This window comes from Ohtaekwangia koreensis (assembly GCF_900167975.1).
Taxonomy (GTDB): Bacteria; Bacteroidota; Bacteroidia; order Cytophagales; family Cyclobacteriaceae; genus Ohtaekwangia; species Ohtaekwangia koreensis.
In genome coordinates this window covers 1,849,494-1,871,229 of the sequence record NZ_FUZU01000001.1, presented here as the reverse complement: position 1 = coordinate 1,871,229, position 21,736 = coordinate 1,849,494, and the positions used below count along the sequence as shown (strand labels likewise).

Below are 21,736 nucleotides of genomic sequence, written 5' to 3'. Positions count from 1 at the left end.
GATCTGTAGTGTGAGTTTATCCGGGTGGATGTGTTTATTTGTTACTGTACAAATAACGGTGAAAGCCTTGCGCAGGAATCGGATCACTCATTCGATCTTGCTATCACGGTGATACGTTAAAAGAATCATGGACCTGAAACATCTTCGGTATTTTAAAGTACTGGCGGAAGAATTGAACTTCCGCAAAGCGGCTGCACGCCTGAACATTTCACAACCTCCGCTTAGCCAGCAGATCAAGGAACTGGAAGAGTCATTGGAGACATCGCTCTTTCACCGACTCAAGAAAGGAAATGAACTTACCGATGCAGGCAAGATACTATACCAGTATACACTTGAGATTTTTGAGAAGGTAGAAGAAGCAGAAGAACGCATCCGGTCTATTCGGGAGAAGAAGACGGGTAAGTTAATATTGGGATTGGTACCGGGCATTCGTCCGCAACGTATCGCGAAAGCAATGCAGTTATTTCAAAAGATATACCCGGATATACAGGTGACGATCGCAGAGCACTGTACGGCTACATTGATTCATCATGTAAAAGAAAATATGGTTGATCTCGCACTGGTATATGGCCCGGTGCAGGAAGATGCTTTGGAGTGGAATGCTATAGCAGAGGAAGCGTATCATGTTGTGCTGCCCGCGAATCATGCGCTGGCTAAACGAAAAAAAATATCACGCGAAGATTTAAAGGACCAGCCTTTTATTTTATACAAGCGCCAGGATCAGCCGTGGTTTCACGATGCTGTGATGCAACAATTAAAATTTAATGGACAGGAACCCAACATCATCAGTGAACTCTCATCACCCAGAACCCGCGTGCTGCTGGTACATCAGGGGCTGGGTCTTACGTTCGCTCCTGCTTCTCTTCACGAAGAATATCCGCATGTTTCGTTTAAACCACTGGATTCTTTAGACGCGGTGCCGGTTGGTATTCTGCGAAAGCGGAATAAAAACAGCCGTACATTGAAAACAATGATGGAAGCCTTTCAAAAAAGTCTGTCGTAGCGATTGATTCAAGCCCGTAATTTTCATAAAAGGCTTATTTTTGCGGCTCGCCTAACAGAACGAATTACAACATGGCCGATTACAGCAAAGACGAGATCAAACGCATTGAAAAGAAGTGGCAGGATAAATGGGCCGCGGATGGCGTTTACAAAGTAAAGGACGATACCTCGAAACCTAAATATTATGTTTTGGATATGTTCCCGTATCCGTCCGGAGCGGGACTCCACGTAGGACATCCACTGGGTTATATTGCTTCAGATATAGTTTCACGCTACAAGCGTGTGAAAGGATTTAATGTATTGCACCCGATGGGGTTCGATGCCTTTGGATTGCCTGCTGAACAATATGCTATTCAAACAGGTCAGCATCCTGCTGTTACCACGGCTAAAAATATAGAGACCTATAAACGTCAGTTACGACAAATCGGATTCTCCTACGATTGGGATCGTGAAGTTCAAACCAGTGACCCGGCATACTATAAATGGACACAGTGGATTTTTTCTCAGTTGTTCAATGCGTGGTATAATAAAAAATCAGGACCCGAAGGAAAAACAGAACCTATCGCTATACTCATCGCTGAACTTGAAAAGAACGGCAATAAAAATATCAGTGCTGTTTGTGATGAAGATACACCTGTAATTACAGCAGAACAATGGAAGAGCTTTGATGAAAAAGGCAAAGAGGATTTCTTACAAAAATATCGCATCGCTTACCTGAGCGACACGATGGTGAACTGGTGCGCAGCACTCGGCACCGTATTGTCTAACGATGAAGTAAAAGATGGTGTGAGCGAACGCGGTGGCTACCCGGTAGAACGTATCAAGATGATGCAGTGGAGTATGCGCATCACCGCGTATGCTGAACGCCTGCTCAAAGGACTTGATACTATAGATTGGCCGGAGCCTGTACGAGAGATGCAACGCAACTGGATCGGCAAAAGCGTTGGTTGTGAATTGGATTTTAAAGTGAGCGCAGTCAACAATCAGCAGTCTGATTTATCCATACGCGTATTCACAACGCGCATCGATACCATTTACGGTGTGAGCTTCATGGTGATTGCACCGGAGCATGAGTTAGTAGATAAAATCACAACGCCAGAACAGCGCGAAGAAGTTACCAGGTATATAGATATAGCCAAGAACCGCAGTGAGCGCGAGCGCATGAGCGAAGTGAAACGAATCACCGGTGCCTTTACAGGCGCGTATGTGATCAATCCGTTTAACAATGCTAAAGTACCGGTGTGGATTGCCGACTATGTATTGGCAGGCTATGGTACAGGTGCTGTTATGGCGGTGCCTTCCAGCGATACCCGTGATTACGCTTTCGCGAAACATTTTAATCTCCCGATCATTGATGTGTTGGAAGGGCCAACCAGTGATATAACGAAAGATAACTTCGAGCCGAAGTCCGGCACGATGATCAACTCCGATTTCCTGAATGGCTTATCCTGGAACAAAGCGATTGAAAAAGCTTTGGAGAAAGTTGAAACATTGGGCATTGGTATACGGAAAGTAAATTTCCGAATGCGTGATGCCATCTTCGGCAGACAACGGTATTGGGGTGAACCATTCCCGGTATATTTCGAGAAAGGTATACCAAAGCTTGTCACGGATAAAGACCTTCCGGTTACATTGCCGGAGATCGATCAGTATAAACCTACTGAAACCGGGGAGCCTCCTTTGGCGCGCGCGAAAGACTGGAACTATAACGGCAACGCGTATGAATTAACCACCATGCCGGGCTGGGCTGGCTCGAGCTGGTACTGGTTCCGCTATATGGATCCTAAAAATGAAAATGAATTTGCCAGCCGCGAAAAAATAAATTACTGGAAAGATGTAGACCTCTATATGGGAGGATCAGAACATGCTACCGGGCATTTACTATACTCTCGTTTCTGGTGCAAGGCATTGAAAGATCTGGGATATGTAGATGCTGAAGAGCCTTTCAAAAAGCTCATCAACCAAGGGCATATTCAGGGGATGTCGAAGTTTGTATATCGGATCAACGGTACTCATAAATTTGTATCAAATGGGTTACGTAAACAGTACGATGTAACGCCACTTCATGCCGATGTTAGTCTTGTAGACAATGACGTGCTTGATATCGAAGGATTCAAGAAATGGAGAGATGATTTCAGTAACGCTGAATTTATACTGGAAGATGGAAAGTATATCTGCGGAACAGAGATCGAAAAAATGTCCAAGTCCAAATACAACGTTGTTAACCCGGATGACATTGTAACGAACTACGGTGCAGATACACTTCGTATGTACGAGATGTTTCTGGGCCCGTTGGAATTATCCAAGCCCTGGAACACGAATGGTATAGATGGAGTATATAAATTCCTGAGAAGGTTCTGGAATCTCTTCCATGACAAGAATGAAAATTTCACGGTGAGTGATACTGAACCAACGCGTGAAGAATTCAAAATCCTTCACAAAACCATCAAGAAGATTGAAGATGATATAGACCGTTTCTCTTTTAATACTTCCGTGAGTGAGTTCATGATCTGCTGCAATGAACTGAGTTCTCTGAAATGTAACAAGCGTGCTATACTGGAGCCGTTGGTAATTGCCCTCTCTCCTTTTGCACCCCACATTACAGAAGAGCTTTGGGAAAAACTTGGTCATAGCGATTCCATTTTGAATGCGGTATATCCGAAATATGATGAGCAATACCTGGTGGAAAGTTCGTTTGAATATCCTATCTCCATCAATGGTAAAGTTCGTGTGAAAATGAACTTCGCGCTCGATATGCCGAAAGAAGACATCGAGAAATTAGTGATGGCTTCTGAAGCTGTACAAAAATGGACTGAAGGCAAAGCTCCTAAGAAAGTAATTATCGTGCAGGGCAAAATCGTGAATGTCGTGTTATAACAACAACACCGATACTTTTTCAAAAAGCCTTCCTCACTAAAGGGGAAGGCTTTTTTCTTGTCTTGCAGAAATATCATTTGAAATATTTCAGCTTCCACCATCGGCATCTGTAACAAAATTGTTACGCTCATCGTCGTGCAAACCGTTGGAGGTTTGCAGGGTTGTATCTATCTTAAAAAATATTAACCGCCACCAGAACTCTATAACTCATAACCTAACTCTTACCCATGCAACTTGTTATTGAAAATCTTTCCAAGACTTACTCGAATGGCGTGCAGGCATTGAAGAATGTATCGCTCACCATTAACCAGGGTATGTTCGGATTACTGGGTCCAAATGGTGCCGGTAAATCTTCGCTGATGCGCACCATCGCTACACTACAGGAAGCGAGCAGTGGCTCTATTACACTAGGCAATCTTGATGTACTCCATCAGAAACATGAGGTCAGAAAAATACTGGGCTATCTCCCGCAGGAGTTCGGGGTATATCCACGGGTAACGGCAGAGACGATGCTCGATCACATTGCTGATCTGAAAGGTATAGTAGATAAAAAACAACGCAAGGAAATTGTACAGACCCTGCTGGAGAAAGTAAACCTGATTCAGTTTCGGAATAAGAACCTGGGAACATTTTCAGGGGGCATGAAGCAACGCTTTGGTGTAGCGCAGGCTCTCATCGGCAATCCTAAACTTATTATAGTAGATGAGCCCACGGCTGGTCTCGATCCGGCTGAACGAAATCGTTTTTATAACCTGTTAAGTGAAATCGGTGAGAACACAATTGTTATACTCTCCACGCACATTGTGGAAGATGTAACAAACCTCTGCAGCAACATGGCCATCATTTGTCTTGGAGAAGTGATTGCACAAGGACATCCTGCCAACCTCGTTGAATCCTTGCAGGGTAAAGTATGGAGCAGGATCATTGAAAAAACGGAACTCACCATATTCCGTAATTCATTCCAGGTTATCTCCACGCAGCTCAAGGCAGGCAAAACACAGATCCATGTACTCAGCGACATCCGTCCGGATGAAGACTTCAAACCTGTAGAAGCCGGGCTGGAAGATGTATACTTCTCGAAGATCGCTGAAAAGACAGACATCGTTACTATGTAATTCACACCTTACCTGCTATACTATGTTCTGGAAAATATTTCTTTTCGAGGTAAGGTATCGTTTCAAACGACCTGCTACCTATGCGTACTTTTTTGTATTGTTTCTTTTTGCATTCGTCAGTGGTATATATGGCAATAGCCCGGCATCCGAGAAAGTGTTCGTAAACTCTGCCTATGCCATCGGTTACTTCATGATCATCCTCAGCATCTTTGAGACGTTGATTGCCTCTGCAGTTATGGGCGTTCCGGTATACCGGGATATTGAATACCGCACGAAGGATTACTTCTTCACCTACCCGATCACTGAAAAATCATATTTACTGGGCCGGTTCCTCGGGTCGTTCGTGATCCTGATCTTCATCAGCTTCGGGTATCATGTTGGTGCGTGGCTTGGCGGTCCGCTGGGTGTATTAACAGGCGAAGTGGAGCCTGAACGATTTGGGCCGTTTATACTATACCACTATATATACAACACCCTCGTCCTAAATATCCCGAACCTGTTCTTTACGGGAACTGTATTCTTCGCCCTGGTGGCGTTGACTCGTAAAATTGTGGTGACGTATGTAGGAAGCGTTATCCTGTTTATAGGATATCTCCTTGCCAATGCGCTCACACAAGATCTCGACAATAAAGACCTGGTAGATATACTCGACCCTTATGCGCTCACAACCTATATAAATGCTACGAAGTATTGGACGCCTTCGGAACAAAATGTAACGCTCATTCCCCTCGAAGGAAATTTCCTCTGGAATCGAATTCTCTGGATCGGCATCAGCTTGCTGTTATTTGCATTCACGTTTTTCCGGTTCTCATTCCGCAGTATGCTGGAAATATCATCGGGCAAGATTAAAAATGAAGAAGCCGTTGAACGCAAAGGGCGATCGCTGTCTGATCTACCGATCGTACAGAAGGTATATTCTCAAAGTGTATACCTACGCAAGCTTTTCAGGCTAGGTCTGCTCGAGTTCAATAACATCATCAAAGATTTTTACTTCATTGCCATACTGCTGGCCGGTGTATTATTTCTCTTCCTGGATGGATGGTTTGGATCTCCCACATTCGGCACGCCTTCTCTTCCGCTCACGTATTATATGCTGGAGGTGAAAGACTATAACTATATAATCTTCGTCTTCATCATCATTATATTCTATACAGGAGAGGTTGTCCACCGCGACAAGAGTGTTAACTATGCGAACATCGCGGATGCGTTACCAATTCCGAACTGGGTTGTATATGGTTCCAAATTCCTTTCGCTGGTATTAATCAGTTTTGTGCTGGTAAATCTGGTGCTGGTATGCGGTATCTTTAACCAGGTGATCAAAGGATATTTCAATTTCGAATTCGGAATGTACTTTACGGATCTATACCTGATCGAGTTCCCGGAATATTTACAGCTCGCCATGCTGGCATTTCTGGTTCACATTCTGATCAACAACAAATTCATCGGGCACGTAGTCTCTATCGGGATATGGGTCGCGTTGTTTGGCCTTCGGAACTTTGCAGAATTGAATTACAATCTTTTCTTCTATAGCTATATCCCGGAATACCGGATCTCTGACATGAATGGATTCGGGCATTTTCTGAAATCTATAACGTGGTTCAATGTATACTGGCTAAGTTTGGGATCGATTTTCCTGGTCATCGGAAATTTATTCTGGAATCGTGGCGCTGAAACGAGTTTCTCAACACGATGGCAATTGGTAAAGGAACGCTTCAACGGGTTCCCCGCTGCTGCACTTACATTCTTCACCATACTCTGGATTGGGTCGGGTATATTTATATACTACAACGTGAGCATCCTCAATGTATACCGCACCGCAAAAGAGGGCAAAAAAATTGGCGCTGATTTCGAGAAGAGCTATAAAAAATTCGAGTTTACCGTTCAGCCGAAAGTCACGGATGTAAAAGTAAACATCGACATTTTCCCGGAAGACCGGACAACAAAATCATCCGGTATATTTACAATCGTTAATAAGAGCAAGCAGCCAATCGATTCTCTGATTATGAATGTAGGAAGTCCTATAGATCACACCACGATTGAAAACCTTACCCTCGATGGAGACGATCTGAAGTTGATCCTGGAGGACGAAGTCAACCGCTTCTATATCTATAAAATGCCACGCACGATGCAACCGGGCGATACCATGAAAATGGAGATCACCATGGATGCACGCTACAAAGGATTCCCGAATAGTGGTCTCGGCAGACAGATCGTTTACAACGGTACGTTCTTCGACCTGAGTATATTTCCTTCGTTTGGTTACCCGGGTGATCCGCTTAACAGTGACAAGGATCGGAAAAAATATGGATTACCCAAGAAAGACTATACACTTCCTCCGCAGACTGATCCGCATGGATTGAGTAATCTTTTATTCAACGATGATGCTGACTATGTTACGTTCGAAGCTACACTCAGCACCGATGCCGATCAGATTGCAGTTGCGCCAGGGTATCTTCAAAAAGAATGGATGAAGGATGGACGGAAATATTATCACTATAAAATGGAAGGAGAAATGGATCTCTTCTTTAATATATCTTCTGCCCGCTATGCTATACATCGCGACATCTGGAAGGGAAAGCATGGTGAAGTTGTAAACATCGAGATCTTCCATCATCCATCACATACCTATAATATTGAACGCTATGTAAAATCAGTAAAGGCTTCGCTTGATTATTACGCTGATAACTTCAAGCCTTACCAATATAAACAGATGCGTATACTTGAGTTCCCGCGGTACGCTGGTTTCGCGCAGTCCTTTCCCAATACTGTGCCCTATACCGAAAGCTTTGGATGGGTAGCCGACAATAGCGATCCCGATGATACTGACTATACATTTTATGTTACAGCACATGAGGTGGCACATCAATGGTGGGGGCACCAGGTAACACCTTCCGCCACACGCGGTGCCAACCAGATCTCGGAATCTATGGCAGAGTATTCTTCGCTGATGGTATTGCAACATGAATACGGTGTTGACTGCATGCAGAACCGATTGAAATATAGTCTTGACCGTTACCTGCGCGGTCGTGCAGGGGAAGATAAATTTGAAGAAACGCTCCTGGAGAATGATTCACGTTCCTATGTGTGGTATGAGAAGGGTTCGCTCGTCCTATACTCGCTGCAAGATCTTCTTGGAGAAGCGCGGTTGAACAGTGCCTTCAAAAAATTTATCGATACTGCCGCCTTCCGTCAGCAGCCCCCTTTCGCCACTTCACGGGAATGGTATAGCTATATACAGGAAGCCACACCCGACTCCTTGAAATACTTCATTGAAGATTCATTCGAGAAAATCGCGCTGTATGAAAACCGGATCACGAAAGCTATAGCAGAGCCTTTAAAAGATAATCAGTATAAGGTAACGATGACGGTACAGACAAGAAAGCTATATTATGATGGTCTTGGTAAAGAGACCGGTAAAGGCACGGGAAAAGATCTCATTGATATCGGCATCTTTACAGAAGACGGAAAAAATGACAAAGGCATGGTTAAGAAGGTGCCTCTTTACCTCAAGAAGCATTGGCTCGGCGAAGGTGAACACATTATTGAATTGGTGGTGCAAGGTAAACCTGTTAAAGCCGGGATTGATCCGTACAATAAACTTATCGACCGGATTCCGGATGATAACATGAAGACCGTTGAGGAAAAATAATCATTAAACATTTCGACCTTCCAAACTATAGTACCAGGTTTAAGCAAGCCTGGTACTTGCTATTTATACCAATGCCGTTGACCAGCAATCTGTTTTTTCAGTGTATAAGTGAAACAGGAAACTAAAACATTATCCATACAAATCCCATATAATTGTCTCTACCGAACTCCAATTTCTTTCGTTAATTTGCCCCCGATCTAGTGAATACTATGCAGGCAATCAAAGAGACTAACTTCAAATTTTCCGGACAAACCGGCTTTTACAAGGGTAAAGTTCGCGATGTTTATTATTTCGGAGACCGTATGGCGATGGTTGCCAGCGACCGGATTTCGGCCTTTGATGTTATTCTTCCCCGTGCTATTCCGGATAAAGGAAGAGTATTGAACCAGATCGCAGCCTTCAATCTGAACGCTACCAAGCACCTGGTACCGAACTGGGTAATGTCAACACCCGACCCGAATGTTACGATAGGTTTCAAGTGTGAGCCTTTTGCCGTGGAAATGGTGGTGCGTGGCTACCTGGCCGGACATGCATGGCGCGAGTATAAAGCCGGAAAAAGATTGCTTTGTGGCGTTGCTCTCCCGGAAGGTTTGGCAGAAAATGACAAGCTTCCTCAACCTATCATTACCCCCACAACCAAAGCACATGTAGGACACGATGAAGATATTTCAAGAGAAGAAATTCTTTCGCGTGGCATCGTAAGTGAAAGTGATTACAAGACGCTGGAGGAATATACTTTCAAACTTTTTCAGAAGGGCACTGAGCTAGCCGCAGAACGCGGACTCATCCTGGTGGATACGAAGTATGAATTCGGTAAACATCAGGGTAAAATTTATCTGATCGATGAAGTACATACTCCGGATTCATCGCGTTATTTTTATGCGGATGGTTACGAGGCGCGCCAGAAAGCGGGAGAACCTCAAAAGCAGCTCTCAAAAGAATTTGTGAGACAATGGCTGATCGAGAATGGATTTCAGGGAAAGGATGGCCAGCAGATACCCGAGATGACCGATGAAATTGTGAATTCAATATCCGCGCGCTATAAAGAGCTGTATCAGCAAGTTCGTGGAGAGGCACTTGCTCCGGTAGATTATTCAAGCATAAATCAAAGAATTGAGCAAAGCATTCTCAATTCAATAAATTCCGTTAACTTGGAAAGTCAGGAAATCTAAGATTGGACGAGTTGTAAGGCAAGACCTCAGCTCCTGTAATTAAAGACTATGGCGAATTCCATCTGACCCATTATAAAAATATATAGAGATGAAATATACTATCGACAAGCAAGAGAAGTACTGCATGCTAAAATTGCATGAAGAGAAGTTGGATTCAAGTGTAGCACCCGGGCTAAAATCAGAATTGATCACATTGCATGCTGAAGGCATGAAAAATATCATTCTCGATTTGTCTGATGTTAAATATACCGACTCTTCCGGACTCAGTGCCTTGCTCGTGGGAAACAGAATCATGCAGGAAGACGGTGGCATTTTTGTATTGGCATCTTTGTCCGACCACACGATGAAACTTATCAAGATCTCTCAACTTGACAGCGTGCTGAATATTCTGCCAACGGCAGAAGAAGCCATTGATGCTGTTTATATGCACGAGATTGAAAAGGATCTGAAGAGCGGAGAGAATTAATATTTCAGCACGTAAAAGTCTGTACGACCAAAGCTCCTCTGGGTTTTGGTCTTTTTATTTTGTCAAGCATGAGTTTCAAAGTTACTATTCTTGGTTCAAGTGGTGCGTTACCTGCTTATGGCAGGCATCCGAGTGCGCAGTTGGTGGAAATACAGAACCGATACTTTATGGTGGATTGTGGTGAAGGTGCACAGATGCAAATGATGCGACTCGAAATAAGCTATCATAGGATCAATCATATTTTTATAAGTCACTTGCATGGCGATCATTATCTTGGCTTAATGGGTTTGCTCTTTACCATGCACCTTCAACGCAGAACAAGCGATCTTCATTTATATAGTCACCGCGGGCTCGATGAAATCATCACCACACAATTACGTTACTCACGTTCTTCGCCATCGTTTAAAATTATTTTTCACCGGCTGGAAAAAGATGAACGTAAAATTATTTTCGAAGATGATGCTGTATCTGTGGAAACAATCCCGCTTCATCATAAAATTCGTTGCTCCGGGTTTCTCTTCCGCGAAAAGCCGAAATTAAAACGCATCGATAAAACCAAGCTTCCTGCCGGAATCCTTATCAACCAGATTGCGTCTTTAAAGAAAGGTGAAGATATATTTCAGGAAAATGGAGATATACTTTATAAAAACGAAAACTATACACTCCCGCCTAAAAGATCAAGAAGCTATGCCTATTGTTCAGATACAGCTTTTCAGAAGCGTATCGTTGAGCAAATAAAAAATATAGACTTGCTATACCATGAAGCTACTTTCGCCAACGATGAAGAGTCGAAAGCGAATGAAACCCTTCATAGTACAGCGGAACAGGCTGCAACCATTGCTAAGCTTGCGAATGTAAATAAACTCCTTCTTGGTCATTTCTCTGCGCGCTATAAAGATTTAACCCCTATATTAGAAGAAGCGAAACGTATTTTCCCAAATGTACAATTAGCTATGGAAGGCGATGAGATTACTGTACAAGAATAATATCGTTATATAACTTATACCTAGGGCGATGACTTCAAAACCGGATGAACTATACTACTAGCATGGAGCCTACTCTTGAACAAAAACGCAATCGTCTGTTTGTGATCCTCGCGGGAATCTTCATCACGAATGCGCTGATGGCAGAGATGATCGGGGTGAAAATATTCTCTGCAGAAACAACGGTTGGCCTACAGCCTGCGCACCTGAACATCCTCGGGTTCACCATGGATTTCAATCTAACAGCCGGTGTCGTGATATGGCCCGTAGTATTCATTACCACAGATTTAATAAACGAGTACTTTGGTAAGCCTGGAGTTAAACGCATCAGTTACTTTACGGCTATACTCATTACTTATTCTTTTGTTATACTCTTTCTTAGCATCCACCTCCCTCCTGCCGGCTGGTGGGTTGATGCCTATAGTAAAGATCCCCAAGGAAATTATTTCAATATTGATTACGCTTTCAGTAAAATATTCGGGCAAGGCCAACGCATTATCCTGGGCTCCCTTACAGCATTTATCATCGGGCAGTTAGTAGATGTTTTTGTTTTTCACAAACTCAGGAACGTTACTGGAAGCAAACTGCTTTGGCTTCGTGCCACGGGCTCAACATTGGTATCGCAGTTCGTTGATAGCTTTGTAGTACTGTATATAGCCTTTGCCGGTATATTTTCAAATCAACAGATTCTGGCCATCGGCATCACGAACTATATATACAAGTTTGCCGTAGCAATCCTGTTGACGCCTCTTATTTACTTCGGGCACAATTTGATTGACCGCTATCTCGGCAAAGAAAACGCAGAGCAGATTTCCCAGGAAGCTGCAAGTAAAAGCAAAGGGTTTCTGTAGACGTAAAACCTAAACGTTTAAGTTAACAATTTCAAAAGCTGCTAATTCCAAAAGCCTTCTTTGCTATTGAACGTAGGGCACGGTATCAGCTTATACTTTCGCTTGCTACTCTTGTTGCTGGGCTTGGATGAGAATTCATATACAATTGAAATCTCGTGCGCACCACCCGAAGATGTCTCCATCTCAGAGATTGTAAAATCGTAGCTATACCCGATTGAAAGCTGCTTGAAATATAGTCCGAGTGTAAGAATCAGCGCGTCTTGCGCGATGGAATTTATCACAGTCTTTTCAAAAGGTTTACCACGATACCACAACCCAACAGACACGGGATCGATGTGGTAGTTAAGTCCCAAATCAAGTTGAGAGAAAGATTTACCCTGCATACGATATATAAATGACGGTGTCAGGTACGAAGCACGTGATGCATTACGAGGTCCACCGCTCAGATTGATTTTAGCACCTGCGTGAATGGAAGTTTTCATCGGCAGGCGGCTGTCATCATTCAATACAGAAATGCTGGGTTGATTCATGTGTGAAAACGAAGCACCCAACCAAAGCTGACGACTATATATCAAAAAGCCAGAACCAAAATCAAAGTATGAGGCATTACCGATACGTGCTACATCCGGATCGAGGGATGAGCCTGGCACTTCGTATTCTACATCAAGATCTTTTCCTAATCTTACCTTCGTTCGATCTATACCATTCGATCCATAGCCGAAATATAGTCCCGGAGAGAACACTATGTTATCAGTAATCTTTACTTTATAAGAATACAGCAGCCCGGCCGTTGTGGTTCTCCATCCTGCCGATCCCATCTGATCGGTGGTGAACAGAAAACCAAAACCACTTCGCAGTTCATTTACAAAAATATCGTATGAAGCCGCATAGGTTGTAAATGCTTTGGGAAGACTGGGCCATTGGATGCGGTGATTCAATGCCACGCGCTGTTGTGGTGTAATTCCTGTAAAACCAGGATTGAGGTATAACGGTGCCTGGTAATATTGAGAGAATTGTGGATCCTGTGCAACGGCCGATCCATACACCACCAGTATCACCACAGCAACTCCCATCCATCGTTTTATTATATACTTGTTCATCTGCTTCTATCGGATCAGTGTTACATCGCCAATTTGTGTTGTTCGCTGCTCATCCGATAAGCGCATTGTAATTTTATATACATATACACCTGTCGGTAACAACCTTCCATTCTTATCGTATCCATCCCATCCCTGGTTCTTATCTTTACTTTCAAAGATCAAATTACCCCAGCGATCAAAGATCTGCATCTGGAACTCCAGGACTCCTTCCATGATCGGACGGAATACGTCATTGAATAGTCCATCACTGAAGCCTCCATTCGGGCCGGTAACATCGGGAGTAAAGGCATTCGGGATTTTTATACGACCACCTTTCTTAGCAATAATTACCTGTGTCGCGGTATCATAGCAAACCAGTTCACCATCGGTTACACCATCGCCATCAAAATCCTTTACACCGAAATTATAGGAAGCAACCAACAGTATAGTATAATTACCTTCTAACTGGTAGTGATGCTCCGGTTGGAATTCAATTGACGTTTCGCCATCATCAAAATCCCAGGTATATCCGTTCGCACGCAAGGTGTTATTGCGCATTTGGATTCCGGTTTCATCCGGTACAAACACAATGGTATCCGGTACTACTTCGAAAGCAGCATAGGGATTTTCCATGATCTGAACAGGAGTATTCCGATTGTCGACTGTAGCCGTTTGCCCGGTTATAGAATTTGTTGTTTCCAGAAAGATGGTATACTCTCCAGGGCTTGCCACTTGAAATGTAGGCAATGTCTCATTGGACACGATTAGTGTATTGCCGCCTTTATCTTTCAACGTCCACTTGAATATATCTCCCGTTGCCTGATTCTCAATGATCTTGATATCTGCGGGGAAGCATGCAGCCTGAGGAGTATACCGGAATGCAGCAACCAGTGGTGGAAGCAAGATTGGTATTCGGATTGTCTTGTCTTTAAAACACGCCAGGCCAGCCGCCTCTGCGGATGTATTGGTAACCACTAACCGTATATCCTTATCACCAATCGAAGTATACTCTATTTGGGGAGGAGTATATCCTCCAAAAGTTGTAGGATTAGAAGATGTTCCGAAGTCCCATTCATACCTGAACTCAGCATCATTCGCAGGAAGCGAAGTATTTTGAAAATCGACAAAGGCCTTACCACCGGTATACGGAGTAATGGAAGTAGCGTTGAAATCGGCCAACATATCACGGTATACTGTTACAGGTATAATTGTTTCTGCTGAACATGATCCATTGTTCACCTGGTAAACAACTTCGTATACAACGGTAGCGCTGGTGGTATTCGTGAAGGTATATTCCTGTGAAGCTGCGGTAGAGAAAATGCGCTCTTCGCGAACCTCACTCGGATCACCTCCTTGTATACGATAGAACCACCGGTGTACAGAGCCTCCTACAGTTGAGTTAATGAATTTCACTTTCTCGCCACTGCAGATCTGCGTGCGGTCGCCCGTAGCATTGATAAAGATGTTGGGATATATAGTTATATTCTGTCCAGGCGATTGCTTTATACAGGCCGCTACCGTAGTGCTTCGTGCTGTAAGCGTAACCGGTATCACGGTGTTGCCTGCTACGTTAGCACTGGTAAATATATGTTTTACCTGCATCACTACCGGACTGGCAGGCCCGGGTATTGCCGGGATTACCTCGTCGGGTGAACCGTCATTCCACGTCCACACATATTCAACATCCGGATTAACCGTCCAGGTAAATGTATACTCGCCACCACTGCATTGAGGCGTTGCCGGTGCAATGGTAAAGCTTGTATTCATATTGATCATCTTCACCGTAACCGGCAAAGGATATGATATCGGTTCACAGCCGTAAAAATCTTTCAGGTGCGTTAGCGTAAATGTTTTCGTGGCGGTATAGTTAAGCACAGGTACCGGCCGGTCTTCACCACCCACCAGGCTAAACGTTGTAGTGCCATCGGTATAGTCAAAGAAATAAGGAGACTGTCCATTGGTGAATTTGAAGTCAAGCGTAAAGAAACCGTTCTCACAAATTTCACTTGGTGCAGTCAACGTTGCTTGTGGCAACGCATGAACCACTACCTTCACAACATCCGTAACATCTTCAGCACAGGTGCCGGATGCTACTACTCTCCTATAGTACATCAGATCTATTAATGGAGGTGGATCGTAGGTAGGATTGTTGTTGGCTCCTGCCGCAGGACTATAGGATATGTTATCCGGTGATTGTTCCCACCGGTAAATATAGTTACCAATACCACCGAACGGCTGTGATAATTCCTGGAATGCGGTTGGATCTGCGTTCTCACAAATATCTTTATCGAAGCCTACTACCCCTGCGAACAACGGTATAGGATCGATCAGCAATTCGGGCAAAGAAGTTTTTTCACAGCCTTTCGTATCTGTTACCGTAATCGTATATAATATGTTCGCAGACAATCCCTGGAAGCTTCCGTCTGTCTGGCCGGTAAGATTCATAGGGTCCTGATCCAGCACATAAGTATAACCCGGATTTCCACCGGTGATGTTCGCTATATCTACACTTACTTCACCATCGTTCTGGCCGGCACAGCTTACATCATAGCCATTGTAATCCGATGTGATGTCAATCGTAAAGGCTATATCATTCGGCTGCTTAACGACTATATTGGGAACAAACTTCGTACAGCCGTTCTTATCTTCAATCCGCACGGTATATGTTGTGGCGCGTAAGCCGACAAAACTCTGCGTTGCAGCATCGTAAGGTATGTTTGAATCCTGCAGCAATGAAAACACCAGTGGATCTCCACCACCTGCAGAAGTTCCACCGGTAGCGGCAATGTGAATTTCACCATCCGGAGTTGGATCGTTAAAGCAACTCACATCTACCACAGAAGGTGCACCTTCTACAATTGGATCAGGCTGAACAATGCTTACAGGCGCGGAGTCCTGACATCCTTCTACGTTGCGTGTATATATAGTATAATTACCAGCTCCTAAATTTGAAAACAGAACGGTCGGCACAAACGTAACACCATCTTTACTGAATGTGTGGCTTGTTCCGTACTGTGCAGACACTACAATTTGTCCGTTAGCCAGACCGTTGCAGGTTATATTAAATCTTGGATCGGTTGTCTCAACAGGATCTACTGAAAGTTGAGGCATTGGCCTTACATCGAATGTTACTTTGGCATCTTTAAAACATCCGCTGGTTGCAGCAGGGTTCAAAACCCGCACAAATACCGGAAAATCATCTGTCAATGTATAGGCTGTAATCTGCGCAGGAGGAATCTGTGATCCCGCAAAGTCATTTTCATCGGTAAACCAAGTATAGGTCACTCCGGCTTCTGTGCTGACTTGTGTATGATAGGTTGTCAGATCTTTTACCACCGTATTGCCACCATAACCATCGGAGCATGCTGTTTCATTGAGCGGTGTTGTAATATCCGGTGAAGGCCTTACGGTTACTGTTATATATTCAGGAGGACCGCTACATAACGGAGACGAGGAAGGGTTGGTCGCGCGCACTTCATATACCACAGAGCCCAATGCTAAACTATTATTTACAAGCTTATCCGCAATAACATTGGTAGTTGAGCCGGTAGCACCGGTTATATTTCCATTCACCTGGAACACGGTCCATATAAAAGTTGCATTACTTACATTCGCCGATGTCAGCGGTATATTCAAAACATCACCGCTACAGATAGGAGCAAGTGTAACCGGTGTAACCAGTGGTTTACGCTGAATAGTTATTACTACGGGTACAGCAGGATTTCCATAGCAACCTGTGGTTGAGTTGTAGGGGCGAACATTGTATGTAACCGTTGCATCACTGCTGGTAACATTCTCCCAACGATGTGAATAAATTATAGTTGGATCATAGAGCGTTAGGGTTCCCGTTACCGGAAGTGGATCAAGCGGTGTTACATTCGCAGGATTATATACTATAGATTCGATCACAAATTTATCTGCTGGCAAAAATCCAATCGCTGACTTTAGAGTAACTTCAATTGGATTATCGCTACAAACCGCCTTCCCCAGATTAACATCCATAACTGGCTCTGCCTTGATATCCAGTGTTATACTTTTTTCTTCACCAATACACCCAACAACACTGATTGGCTTTACGCGGTATAGCAAGGAAAGAACCGGTGCTATCGTCTGATTCTTATAACTATCATTCTCGATTCCTGCCGGAGACAACACACCTTGTGTCGGACCGCTTACAGGTATAATTCCCGGAAGCACCGATGGAACCTGTACATCAAATGTAGTAGCAGGCACCGGGCTTGAAGCATTTTCCGAGAGTATAATTCCCGTAATGTCACCACTACAAATTGATGTGGTGGAATTGTCCATGATGGGGCGCTTGTTTACGACAACCGGAATTTGTGTCGGAGGGCCGGTACATCCGGAAGCATTACTCTCTGATACCTTTACAAATACATCTTCACTTAAAAACTGGATCTGTACTACTCCGGTAGTTTGTCCATCGGCTACTATACCCCCTCCCACTAATCCATCACTTTGCTTTATAACTTGCCAGTTATAGGTGGAGCTCCCGGTATTGTTTGGCGATACGGTGAACTGATATATACCATTCTCACATATATCTACACTTGGAGGAACGATGGAATATCCCTGTGGATCATCCGACACCTGAATTGTTTTCTTCACAACGTTGCTTTCACAACCATTGATCGTAACTTTTACAGTGATCTCATCTGATAACGCATTCGGGAAACTTAACAGAACGTAAAAATCATTGGCACCACCACCACCCAGGTACTGGAAAGAAGCAGGATAGGTCCATGTATAGGTGGCACCTGGTATTTGCGCGACACGATAAAGCTCTGAACCATTTTTACAAGGATCTGCCTTTCCGGTAATCACCGGATCGGAAGGTAATGGCTTTACCACCAGATTTACCTGCACTACATTAAAGCAGCTTGTGTTCACATTTTCAACACGGGCATAGTATATAGTGTTGGTAGTAATGTCTATATCATTCGGAGAAGCTATAGGATTTATTCCTGATTCGGCATCGAGCGCTGTTGTATGCCAGGTGATAACGCGATCAGCAGCAGGCAACGTAGTAATATCATCTCCTACGGACACCAGCGTTAAATCTATATCATCTACTCTGCCTGTACCGGCAGGAGCTTCTTCACAGAAATAAAAACTCTTGGCTACAACTACCGGCTTTGGATTTACAGTAAAGTTTACCTCCTGTAATTTTCCGCAGTTCAACGGAGCCGTTGTAATATCAATTACCCTTATGAATAACTTATCGTTGTTATGTATATCAACAGAGGTGATTGGATTTATATCATTGACCTGATCGAATGCATTTGCATACCATTTTACTAATCTGTCCGCAGGGTTCGCAGCGCCGATTACATCGTCATCATATACTGATAGTGTAACGTTGGTTGCCGTCAAGGTTCCTGCTGTAGTTTCACACAAATCACTTGGTGCAGGATCCACCGCATCCGGTAACGGATTCACCGTAACTACAACCTGATCGGTTGTTGCTGCACAAGAACCAATAGGTGGTGTAGCAAAACTTCCGAAGGCGCTGTTTACAGTCCAGGTAAATGTAGTTGTGCTGGTTAATCCGGTAACAACCGTTGTCTCATCATTTATATTCACAACACCCGGAGTCGGGCTCCATGTACCGGTTCCGGAATTTGTAACAGCCACCGCAGAAAGGTTTGCGTCTTCACCTTCACATATAGCTATATCTGCGCCAGCATCTGCATCAGCTGGTTTACGATCAAAGGTAATTACAAGATTAGTAGAGCTGCTTACATTAGAGCAAGGTCCTATACCATCCGGATCCAAGGCAACGAATCTAAGTTGTACAGAACCGGTTGCAAAATCTGCTGCAGTAGGTCTATATGCGTCAGAAGTATTGGCAGCGGGCCGTGCGCCCCCAGGGCTACCGTTGTTACTGGTAAAAGTTCCTGTACCACTCACAACTTCCCAGCGCCCTTGTGTAGCGCCACCACCCACGGCTGCGCCGGTTAATGTTATTGGCGTGAGCGTTGTCAGGTCTACACAGGATATAAAATCTACGGGAACATCTGCTGTGCCCGGCTCATTAAAGGTAATGGTTACGTCATCAGATTCCGGAGTACATGTACCGCTGGATATTGTCCAGCGAAGTATATATGCACCATAGGTGTATACCGGTCCATTCAACTCAACAACCGAAGCTGGATTATCTGCCTGTTGAATTGTAATCGGACAACCTCCGCCAGAACATCCACCCGGGCCACTTACTACTGTCCAATTTCCAGAACCTATAATAGGTGTATTCGCTTCCAGTATAAAGCTCTCACCGCAGACAGCTTTATCAGCACCTGCTGCAGGGTCAGTCGGATTTGATCCAAGATCAACAACTATATCTGCAGAACTTTCACACGTACCGTTCTTCACCGTCCAACGCATGGTATAGGCGCCCTCGTTGCCCGAGGTAATGGTAATGGTAGCATTGGGAGCACTCGTGTTCGATATAGTCGGGGCAGGACGTGCCGGTATACTGGACACAAAAGACCATGTACCTGTTCCGGGTAACGGGTTACTTCCTCCCATCGGAAGCGAAGTTAACGTACCGCATAGCGCCTGGTCTGTGCCTACGGTTGCTATAGCAGGATTGTCATTTATAGTTACCGATACATTTACAGGCGTTGAGGAGCATCCTATATCATTGGTTACAGTATAGGTTAATGTAAAGGGTGATCCAACGGAAGTTGCTGTTGAAAGAATGGTTGGTGTCTGAATAGTGGCATCATCAATAATGGAGGTTGCCCCGGTCCACGTATGAGATGCTATTGCACCAAAGGGATTCGAGGGATTTCCATTTAATGTTGGTGTTTCTCCTTCGCATATCTCTACAGGTGAAGGAGATATACTCGCCGTTGGATTCGCGCGAACGGTGATGGTAGTATTTCTTGGGTTCGAAGGACATGTAGGAGCGTTCACGAATTGTCTCACCACTCTTAATGTAAAGGCACCCAACGTCCCATTCGTTTGTAAAGTAATTTGCTTGGTGCCTTGTCCACCGGTGATGGTTGCATTGGCAGCCGGTATAACACTCCATACAAATTGCGTTTGTCCGCCTACCGGTTCCGTTGCGGGATCGCTCGGCAAAGAATATATATAGGTTGTATTCGGACAGACATTGGTTTGTGGCAAAACAAGTGCCGGCGGTGCTGTACTTATATTTTCTCTACGCGTGAGAATTACTTCTTCTACATCACTAACGCAGTTGTTCGTTTGTGTAGCCGTTACATAAAAATCATTTATACCCACAGGAGCCTGTGAAGCACTCGGCGTAAATGTAGTTCCCGTTTGGATTACGTTAGCATCTGCTTGTGCATCCGCTAAAGTAGCATACCATTTATAGGTAAGGTTCGCTTGTACGTTGGTAACTGTAAGTGTTGTCGTAGCTAAATTTCCATTACAGATAAGCTGATCGGCAACGATGGGTTTATCCGGTGCATCTATAATTCGAATAATCGCAGTGCGTTCTACTGGAGGATTATCGCCATTGATAAGATCTCCGTTGGTTGGAGTCGTGTTACCATTCGTGAAATCATTATCGTAAGGATTACATATATTCCAGTATCGGATCGTGACTTGAAATTCATCACCTACTTTTGGAAATCCTGCACCGAAGCCTCCGGGTGCCGTTATCTGTAAAGCATCACGCCTGTCCCCGTCATTTACTACTACTAGGGGTGGCAAATAGTGAACACCGCGCGGGTCTTGATAATTTAATTGCAAATCACTTCCACCACCCGCAGTTACAGGAACTCCATTGACCGTAACATTCGGAATCTTATCCAACGTGATGGGTACTGTATTGTATATTATTTGCTGCCAGCGATATTGTTCGTTGGGAAATTGTACCGGATTGTTGGGTGGATAATTAGCAGGAAAGTTCGCATTACAATTCCAGTCAGTCTGGTCTTCAAATATCACATCGATGTTTTCACCTTCACAGACTTCATGAATTGTTGTTCCCGTTAAGGGCGAGATTAATTTTACATCTCCACCATTGAAAGCATCTGTTCTCCAGGTAGAAATAATTTGTTCCTGCCGTGTATTTGTACAGGGAACCCCTCCCACCCGAATGAATATAATTACCTGGTACTCACAATTGCTATTCGCGGGAAATGCATGATTCTGCGTTACGTTATATATAGTGTTACCGCCGACCAGTGGCGTTACCGTTGCGGCACTCCCATCACCCCAATTAAATACGAGTTCATAATTAGGTCCTATTGTCGTGGCTGCAGAAAATGTGATCCTATAGTTTACATCTGCCGTTACCGGAGAACACAGTTTATCTGGAAATTTATCACTTCCGAGTCCTATAATTGGAGGAAGTACAGCACATTGTGACAAGGCTTGCTGACAAATTCCAACGCTAAAAACAGAAAAAATGATTATGCACCTGACCAGGTAGAAAAAATTCATCTCGATAGAATTCAAGTAAGGTTTAAACTTCGAAAATAAGCATTAAAGCCTTTCCATAAAAGGGTAATTACCCTAATAGGGCTACAAATAGACTTGATTATATAGT

The 21,736-nt window shown here is 44.0% G+C and carries 10 protein-coding genes; 8 read left to right on the top strand and 2 right to left on the bottom strand.

Translation table 11 applies throughout. The features are described from left to right. The first annotated feature begins 127 nt into the window (after window positions 1-127). From B5Y40_RS07750 to B5Y40_RS07715, 8 genes are all read left to right on the top strand, one after another. Window positions 128-1,003 carry a LysR family transcriptional regulator gene (locus tag B5Y40_RS07750; RefSeq protein WP_079686110.1) on the top strand — a complete coding sequence of 292 codons (876 nt, stop codon included), beginning with the start codon at window positions 128-130 and terminating at the stop codon, window positions 1,001-1,003. Window positions 1,004-1,074: 71 nt separating this feature from the next. Next, window positions 1,075-3,879: a leucine--tRNA ligase gene (gene leuS / locus B5Y40_RS07745; RefSeq protein WP_079686108.1), complete on the top strand. Its 2,805-nt coding sequence runs from the start codon at window positions 1,075-1,077 to the stop codon at window positions 3,877-3,879. 227 nt (window positions 3,880-4,106) lie between these two features. Continuing rightward, on the top strand, window positions 4,107-4,994 hold the full coding sequence (locus B5Y40_RS07740) for an ABC transporter ATP-binding protein (protein ID WP_079686106.1): 888 nt from the start codon (window positions 4,107-4,109) through the stop codon (window positions 4,992-4,994). Between the two features lie 22 nt (window positions 4,995-5,016). Further along, window positions 5,017-8,643 carry a M1 family aminopeptidase gene (locus B5Y40_RS07735; RefSeq protein ID WP_079686105.1) on the top strand — a complete coding sequence of 1,209 codons (3,627 nt, stop codon included), beginning with the start codon at window positions 5,017-5,019 and terminating at the stop codon, window positions 8,641-8,643. Between the two features lie 209 nt (window positions 8,644-8,852). Next, window positions 8,853-9,815, top strand: a complete 963-nt coding sequence (locus B5Y40_RS07730; protein WP_079686104.1) for a phosphoribosylaminoimidazolesuccinocarboxamide synthase — start codon at window positions 8,853-8,855, stop codon at window positions 9,813-9,815. A gap of 88 nt (window positions 9,816-9,903) precedes the next feature. Next, complete coding sequence (locus B5Y40_RS07725) at window positions 9,904-10,281, top strand: STAS domain-containing protein (RefSeq protein WP_079686103.1); 378 nt, start codon at window positions 9,904-9,906, stop codon at window positions 10,279-10,281. Window positions 10,282-10,349: 68 nt separating this feature from the next. Further along, a complete protein-coding gene (locus B5Y40_RS07720; RefSeq protein ID WP_079686101.1) occupies window positions 10,350-11,267 on the top strand; it encodes a ribonuclease Z in 918 nt (305 codons plus the stop codon). A 62-nt stretch (window positions 11,268-11,329) separates the two neighbouring features. Further along, complete coding sequence (locus tag B5Y40_RS07715; RefSeq protein ID WP_079686100.1) at window positions 11,330-12,115, top strand: queuosine precursor transporter; 786 nt, start codon at window positions 11,330-11,332, stop codon at window positions 12,113-12,115. Window positions 12,116-12,156: 41 nt separating this feature from the next. Here the strand turns inward: B5Y40_RS07715 and B5Y40_RS07710 are convergent, their stop codons facing one another. After that, entirely contained in the window at window positions 12,157-13,215 is a 1,059-nt protein-coding gene (locus B5Y40_RS07710; protein ID WP_079686098.1) for a PorP/SprF family type IX secretion system membrane protein, read from the bottom strand. Window positions 13,216-13,221: 6 nt separating this feature from the next. Next, complete coding sequence (locus tag B5Y40_RS07705) at window positions 13,222-21,630, bottom strand: T9SS type B sorting domain-containing protein (RefSeq protein ID WP_079686097.1); 8,409 nt, start codon at window positions 21,628-21,630, stop codon at window positions 13,222-13,224. Between the last annotated feature and the right edge of the window lie 106 nt (window positions 21,631-21,736).